This is a genomic window from Kitasatospora sp. NPDC005751 (assembly GCF_040630835.1).
GTDB lineage: Bacteria > Actinomycetota > Actinomycetes > Streptomycetales > Streptomycetaceae > Kitasatospora.
This window is the reverse complement of sequence record NZ_JBEXYC010000119.1, coordinates 1-6226: the sequence shown is the minus strand read 5'-3', so window position 1 is coordinate 6226 and position 6226 is coordinate 1. Positions and strand designations below refer to the sequence as shown.

The following is a 6226-nucleotide window of genomic DNA, read 5'->3' as shown; positions in this document are numbered from 1 at the left end:
TGGGTCAACGGCAAGGCCGGAGCCACCATCAGGACGCCGGGCGGCACCGACGCCGCGAACACCCTCGCCGACTGGGCGAAGAAGGGCTACCTGCCCGAAAGGGCCAACGCCTCAGGCCTCACCGCCGCAGTGGCCGAGTTCACCCGCGGCAAGGGCCTCTTCCTCTTCGACGGCTCCTGGGACGCCCAGAACATCGACCGCGCCATGCACGGCAGGGTCGGCTTCATCCCCTTCCCCGGCGGAGCCGGCGGCAGGGCCACCGGTATCGGCACCTCGGTCGCCTACGCCATTCCCGCCAAAGCCAAGAACCCCGACCTCGCGGCCGCGTTCCTCGACTTCATGAACACCCCCGAAGCCGCCCAGATCCAGTTCAACACCGGCTTCCTCCCCCTGGCCCACGCCGACTCCGTCAAAGGCACCGAGGGCAACGTGATGAACGACATCGCGAGTGCCTGGGGAGTCGTCAACAAGGGCGACGGATTGGTGAACTTCTTCGCCAACAGCACCGCCACCATGAACGACACCCTCACCATCCAGACCCAGCGGCTGATCGAGAGCGCCACCACCGGTCCCGCCTTCCTCGACGCGCTCCAGAGCGACTGGGCGAGGAGCCACGAGCGGGCCGGCAGTGGGCCGTGAGGCCCCTGGACGCGGCCGGCGGGTTGCGGGTTGCCTCTTTGGGTAATCGGGCCCGGGGGCGCGGGGTCTGCTGCGAGCCTGGACCTATGGGTGATGCGGTGGATGAGGACTTGAACCTGCTCGAGCGGCTCCGGGAGGAGATCGCGCTGGCGGAGTCCAATCTTGCCGGTGCGATGAGAGGGATCTCCGACGGCTACCTGGAGCTTCACAACGGTGGCGGCCGCGGTCACAGCGTCCACGCGCAGTACCAGGAGAGCAACATGCGCACGGGCAAGCCGCTGGCGGACCTCGCGGTGGAACTCGCCGCCTGGGCGTCGGAGATCGCTGCCAAGTCGGCCGCGCTGGACGTGCGCCGGACGCTGCTCAAGCAGTTCGAAGAGGAGGGCTGATCGGTTCGTCGGCAGGGTCAGCGCCGCTACGGCTAGTAACCTGCCCGGCGTCGACTACTACCCGCTGGCAGTGATTGAGGAGCACGGCGCTCGAGGCGACCTTGCCCAGCATCTGACGCTCATCCATTCCCTGATGACCCAGGTCGCTGCCGAAGCGTGGTCGGTACCGCCCTTCGAGCTGACGATCGTGCTCTCCGGTGACTTCGACGCCTCGATCGCGGACCGCGAGGTCGGCTTCACCCCCGAGCGGCTCGGCGGCGGGACGGTCGGCGGCAAGACGACCCCTGTACAACGCGACTACACCGTGGTCGAGGTGTTCGTTGACGCGACCACCGCCGACGACTTCGACCTCTTGGCGTGGATCCACACTGTCCTCCACGACTACGGCCATGTCTTCTTGGGGCGCCTGCGCGCCGCGGCCGGTACCCGACCGCCCTACCCCACCCGCGACCAGACGCTGCCGGAGATCGGCGCGATATGGGCCTTCGAAACTGCCGACGAGTACCGCTGTGAGCTGCTCTCCGACCGGCTGATGAAGGCCCCGCAGAAGGGCGGCGTAGTCAGCAGCCCCGACTCCTCGATCATCATGAACCTTGAGCTGGTGATGGGGGACCGGTACCGCTACGCCCTCGCCGACCTGCTGGGCCCCGTCGTCCATCCCGGCTGGCCGGACCTCGTCGGCTCCCGCCTCGACGGCGATATCGACGTCTTCGACATGTTCAACCGGCTGGTCGCCGAGACCGGGAACGTCCTGAAGGTGGTGGGCTACGCCGACGCGCTGGAGCGCACCGCCGAGCGAGGGCGGATCCTTGATTTCGCTCCCGACCACCCAGCGGTCGTGCTCTACCTGGGGCCGGTGTGGAGCCCCATCGCCCGCCTGCTGGAGGGCGGGCCTGTCATCCCCTCGCTGTCCGACTTCGCCGAGGTGGACAGCCGGTTGCAGGAGCTCGGCCAGGGGATCGTCGACATGTGGGAGAGGCTCGGCGTCACCGGATACCTCACCGACGGGGACGTTTCGGAGGTGGAGCCACCGGCCCGCTAACCGGGTCCGGGGACGCGGCGAAGACCACCCGCCTCGTTCTCCCGGCCGGCGGGCCGGTGGCGGGCTCACCATGGGCGGCAGGTGTGGCGGTCGGGAGCGGGGCCGCGGTGGTGGTGGAGGGCGGTGGCCTCCAGCAGCGTCTGGCGGGCGCGGCGCCGTCGGAGCTCTTCGGTGCGGGCGGCGGTGGCGGCCCAGTCGGGCAGTGGCCGGCCCTGGGCGGCGGCGGTGAGCGTCTCGCCGAGCCGGTCGAGCGCACGGTCCCAGTCGGCGAGTTGCCGGACCAGGTCCGCCACCAGCTGGTCGACGGCGGCGGCCGGGTCGCGTCGGAAGGCGCGGGCCTCGGTGGCGGCCTCCGCCAGGACGTCCTCGTCGAAGTCCGCGAAGACCTCGTACCAGCCGGCGGCCTGCTGCCCGAAGGCGTCCAGGGCGGTGCGCAGGTCGGCGTCGACGGCGGCGGGTGACCAGGAGGGCGGGGTGCGGGGCGGTCGGACGGTGGCGGACAGGATCCGCCCCACGCGGGCGCCGGGGGGCGAGACCGCGTCGCGTGGTCCCGCTTACCCGGCAGCCGGCTCGGCCGGGCGGTCGTCGGTGTCGGTGGTGCCGTCGCCGTTCGCGCCGCCCAGGTCCTCGACCACGTTCAGGTCCAGTTCGGCGGCGAGGCGGTGCAGGTGCTCCCACTGGTCGAGGTCCAGGCCGAGCGCGGGGTCGCTGGCCACCCGCAGGAGGGCGGCGGCCGCGATGCCGGGGCCGGCGGCGGCGAGCGCGTTGTGCAGGGCCTCCTCGCAGGCCTCCTCGCCGCGGTCGTCCTGGTAGTGCAGGGCGATCTCGAAGGACTCGACCGCGCTGTCGAACACCCTGCGGTAGGCGAGGCGGTCGAGCGGATCGCCGTGCTCGTGGCCGAGAGCCCGCAGCTGTCGCAGGGGCAGCACGCGGGCGTCGCCGGCGGCGGTGGCGCTCCGGCCGGCCTCGGTGGCGGCATCCAGTTCGCCGGCGAGCAGGGTGAGCTCGCGCGCCAGGTCGCCGAGGACGCAGGACGGGAGCGCCGCGGCGAGCGCGCACACCGTCACCGGGGCGAGCCGCTCGCCCCGGTGGAGCTCCGGCAGGGTGCCGGTGGTGTGCGAGGCACCGAGGATCATGTCCGCTGCCAGGGTGTAGCGCAGTTCCTCGGTCAGCAGGCCCTCGCTGCCGGGGATGATCTCGCGGCCGCTCGCCCGGGTGATCGCCGCGGCCGCGCGCTCCAGCAGCCGGGCGTGCTCCTCCTCGCACTGACGGCCGGCCAGCCCGCGCACCCACCGGGCCGCCGCCTCACCCGCCTCGGCGGCCCGGTGCAGCGCCGCCAGGCCGGCCGCGCGCCGCGCCTGCTTCCGGCCCTCGGGGGCCTCGGCCTCTTCGAGGGCCGAGGTGTGGAGCGGCACCGGGGCGGGAAGCGATGTCGTCATACCGGTGCAACCCCGCGCGGGACCGGACGGTCACGGGTGCAGGCAGTCACCTTGCCGCACGGAACTGCAGCGCTGGGCAGCACTCCCGCCGTGCTGCGCAGCGGTGCGGGACAACCGGCCGCGCGGCGTGGGGGCAACGAGGGTGCGCAACGGGGACGGTACGGCCCGGGCGCCGCGCAAGGGGCGGCGCCGATACCCGCCCGCTTCACCCCGGGGGGAAACATCGCTGGTCGCGGGGCTAGCATCCGGGCATGAGTTTCTCCCCCGGGGGTCAACGCGGTGTCCGAGCCGATGCTGTTCGGCGGTCCGACCTGCGCGGTGTGCGGCACGGAGCTGGCGTGGGCCGGCAAGGGCCGCCGGCCGAAGTACTGCTCGAAGAGGTGCTCGTCGAAAGCGGACCGTGCCCGGGAGAAGGAGAAGCAGGAGCAGGCCCTCGCGGCGGCCGCCGAAACGCCCCGGGGCGAAACGGCGCTCCCCAACGGCCTGGCCGACGACCCGTCGGCCGCCGAGCTGCTCACCCTCGGCGAGGAGCTGGTCCGGCACGACCGGCTGCTGCTGCTCCAGCTGGACCGCGCGGCCCGCGACGGCGACGCGGCTCTTGCACGCCAGGCCGCCGCCGATGTCCGGCACTCCGCCTACTCGGTGATGCTGCGCCACCGCGAGCTGGTCGAGCAGCTGCTCACCGAGCACCCCACCCAGGCCCGGGCGGCGGGACAATCTGCCCCGGAGGGTTCCGAAACGCCCCGGGGCGAAACCCGGTCCGGCCTCGGCGCCGCCCACGGGGCGGCCGGGACAGCGGCGGCCGCCGTGCCCGCTCCCCGCCCCGCGACTGGCGCCCCGGATCCGGACGGCATACCCGCTGGCCAATCCCCCCGGGGAGAGACGCCCATGGGACAAGGTGGCGCCCCCACCGCCGAAAGCGCCCCCTCGGCGACCGTTGTCCCCCGGGGCGAAACAACGCCCGCCGCCAGGCCCGCCGAAACCGCGCCCGCTTTGCCCCGGGGAGAAACGCCGGTTCCGGCCGGCGGCGTGGGGCTGCGCGACCTGGTCGACCGGCACCTGACCCAGCGCAGCGCCGACGCCCCCAAGCCCGCGGAGCCGGACCGGACGGTGACCGTGCCAAGCGACCCGCTGCTGCGCGGCCTGCCCCGCAGCATGGATGTCCACATCCCGCTCGATGCGGGCGTGTTCGGCTACAACTGGGCGCTGGCCGGATGGACGGTCCAGCCGGACGTCCTGGTGGTGCTCGGCGAGGGGCATCCGGTCGGCTGGGTCGAGCGCGGCCTCGATGGCAGCAACGGCTGGGTCGCCGTGATCGAGGGCTACTTCCTCGGCGACCCCGCCACCCAGGAGGCGGCCCTGCACACCACTCCGCAGCAGGCCGCCCACACCGTGCACCGCGCCTACATCCAGAATCTCTGAGCTTGTTCCTCAACCTCCGGCTTGTTGGCCTTCTGGATTGGCCCGTCGTGGCGCCGCACCGCGTGGGACCATCTCGGCATGCGCCTGATTGCTGATGGGGCCACGCCGACCTCGCGGTTGGTGCCGGTCGAGGACCTTGAGACCGACAACGGCCGCCCTCGATTAACTCCTGGCACGACACCGACGTCCCCACCCCAGCCAGACCGACACCACGCGAGATCGGTATCCCGGCCACCGCGACGCTGCTGCCGATCGTTGAGGTGACATGACCTGGGAGGATGGAGAGCCCGCTCGCCGCCGGTCCGCTAATCTCCGGGGATGAACGACAGCAGTGCATCCCAGGTGCCGTCTGAGGATCCAGTAGCAGCCCAGTGGCAGCTGGTTCGAGAGATGAACGAGAACCTCATCGACAAGGATCTTGTCGAAGCGGCCTACGCCAACCCTGCTCTCCGAAGCCTCTTCCCGATGGTCAGCCACGGATCACTGCAGTTCAGCCGATGCACCCGCTTCCCCTGGTCCCAGGACCTGCCCTCGATCTTCCCCCTCGATGGTGAACGGTTTCGCGTGCTACGACTGCACGAACCACAAGGCTCCGGGCGGGAGCGGATCGGCGCAGCCTTCACTGCCCAGGAGGCCGTCGAAATCGCTGCCGCACACCTCCCGGTCGGCTGGGGTCCCGCCGTAGACGGCAAGCCCGACATCCTCGAACCGCTCAGCTGACAGCCCTCCGGACTTGACGGATCTGATTCCACAGAAACGGCGGGAAGTCGGCCGGCACGGCGCGCCACTTCGTTCCGTTGTCGACCAGGTAGCGGATCGCGTCCAGTATCGCGCGGTGGCAATACGCCTCCGGCTGACCGCCCCGGCCCCGCAACCAGCCCGGCACCGGAAGCAGCGGCCGCACCACCGCCCACTCCGCATCGGACATGTCCGTCAGGTAACGGCGCGCACGGACCCCGTGGTCGGCGGCGTTCCCGAACCGGTGAGCGAGGCAGTCACGCGCGAGAGTGACCGAAGTGGACCCCGCCTGCGCGATGGCGTAGAACTGCGACAACAGGGCCTCCTGGACCGCTCATTGGCGTAGACACCCTTCGAGCTACCAAGAGGCCCTGCTTTCATGCACGGCGACCGCCGCACTCACCCGATCGAGACTCCCGTTCGACCAGCACCCTCAAGATCGGAACGACAACAGCCACTGAACTTGGCGTTTATCCACGCACGTCACTCGACCTGCTGATCTGCGGTTCTTCCCGGGACAGCAGAGGCGGCCGTTCTCCACGCTTCGAGGTGTTGAG

Annotated in this window: 7 protein-coding genes and 1 pseudogene; 5 read left to right on the top strand and 3 right to left on the bottom strand. The window is 71.4% G+C overall.

The features are described 5' to 3' along the window. The 3 genes from ABZ497_RS36270 to ABZ497_RS36260 all read left to right on the top strand — a co-directional run. The coding region (locus ABZ497_RS36270; protein WP_359812277.1) for an extracellular solute-binding protein at nucleotides 1-639 on the top strand (639 nt) is incomplete at its 5' end. Between the two features lie 110 nt (nucleotides 640-749). After that, nucleotides 750-1028, top strand: coding sequence for a hypothetical protein (locus tag ABZ497_RS36265; RefSeq protein WP_359812274.1), 279 nt, complete (start codon nucleotides 750-752; stop codon nucleotides 1026-1028). 133 nt (nucleotides 1029-1161) lie between these two features. Next, the gene (locus tag ABZ497_RS36260) at nucleotides 1162-2070 is read left to right on the top strand and encodes a hypothetical protein (protein ID WP_359812272.1); all 909 of its coding nucleotides are present in this window, start codon (nucleotides 1162-1164) and stop codon (nucleotides 2068-2070) included. Nucleotides 2071-2135: 65 nt separating this feature from the next. Here the strand turns inward: ABZ497_RS36260 and ABZ497_RS36255 are convergent, their stop codons facing one another. Further along, nucleotides 2136-2585, bottom strand: a complete 450-nt coding sequence (locus tag ABZ497_RS36255) for a hypothetical protein (RefSeq protein WP_359812270.1) — start codon at nucleotides 2583-2585, stop codon at nucleotides 2136-2138. Nucleotides 2586-2624: 39 nt separating this feature from the next. Beyond that, nucleotides 2625-3509 (bottom strand): hypothetical protein, encoded by an 885-nt coding sequence (locus ABZ497_RS36250; RefSeq protein WP_359812267.1) that lies wholly within the window; start codon nucleotides 3507-3509, stop codon nucleotides 2625-2627. Between the two features lie 279 nt (nucleotides 3510-3788). Between ABZ497_RS36250 and ABZ497_RS36245 the strand changes: the two genes are divergently transcribed. Both ABZ497_RS36245 and ABZ497_RS36240 read left to right on the top strand, forming a co-directional pair. Further along, nucleotides 3789-4931, top strand: a complete 1143-nt coding sequence (locus tag ABZ497_RS36245; RefSeq protein WP_359812265.1) for a hypothetical protein — start codon at nucleotides 3789-3791, stop codon at nucleotides 4929-4931. Nucleotides 4932-5249: 318 nt separating this feature from the next. After that, complete coding sequence (locus ABZ497_RS36240; RefSeq protein WP_359812262.1) at nucleotides 5250-5651, top strand: DUF6193 family natural product biosynthesis protein; 402 nt, start codon at nucleotides 5250-5252, stop codon at nucleotides 5649-5651. A 28-nt stretch (nucleotides 5652-5679) separates the two neighbouring features. Here ABZ497_RS36240 and ABZ497_RS36235 read toward each other — a convergent pair. Continuing rightward, nucleotides 5680-5967, bottom strand: a pseudogene (locus ABZ497_RS36235) (transposase); the annotation flags it as partial. Between the last annotated feature and the right edge of the window lie 259 nt (nucleotides 5968-6226).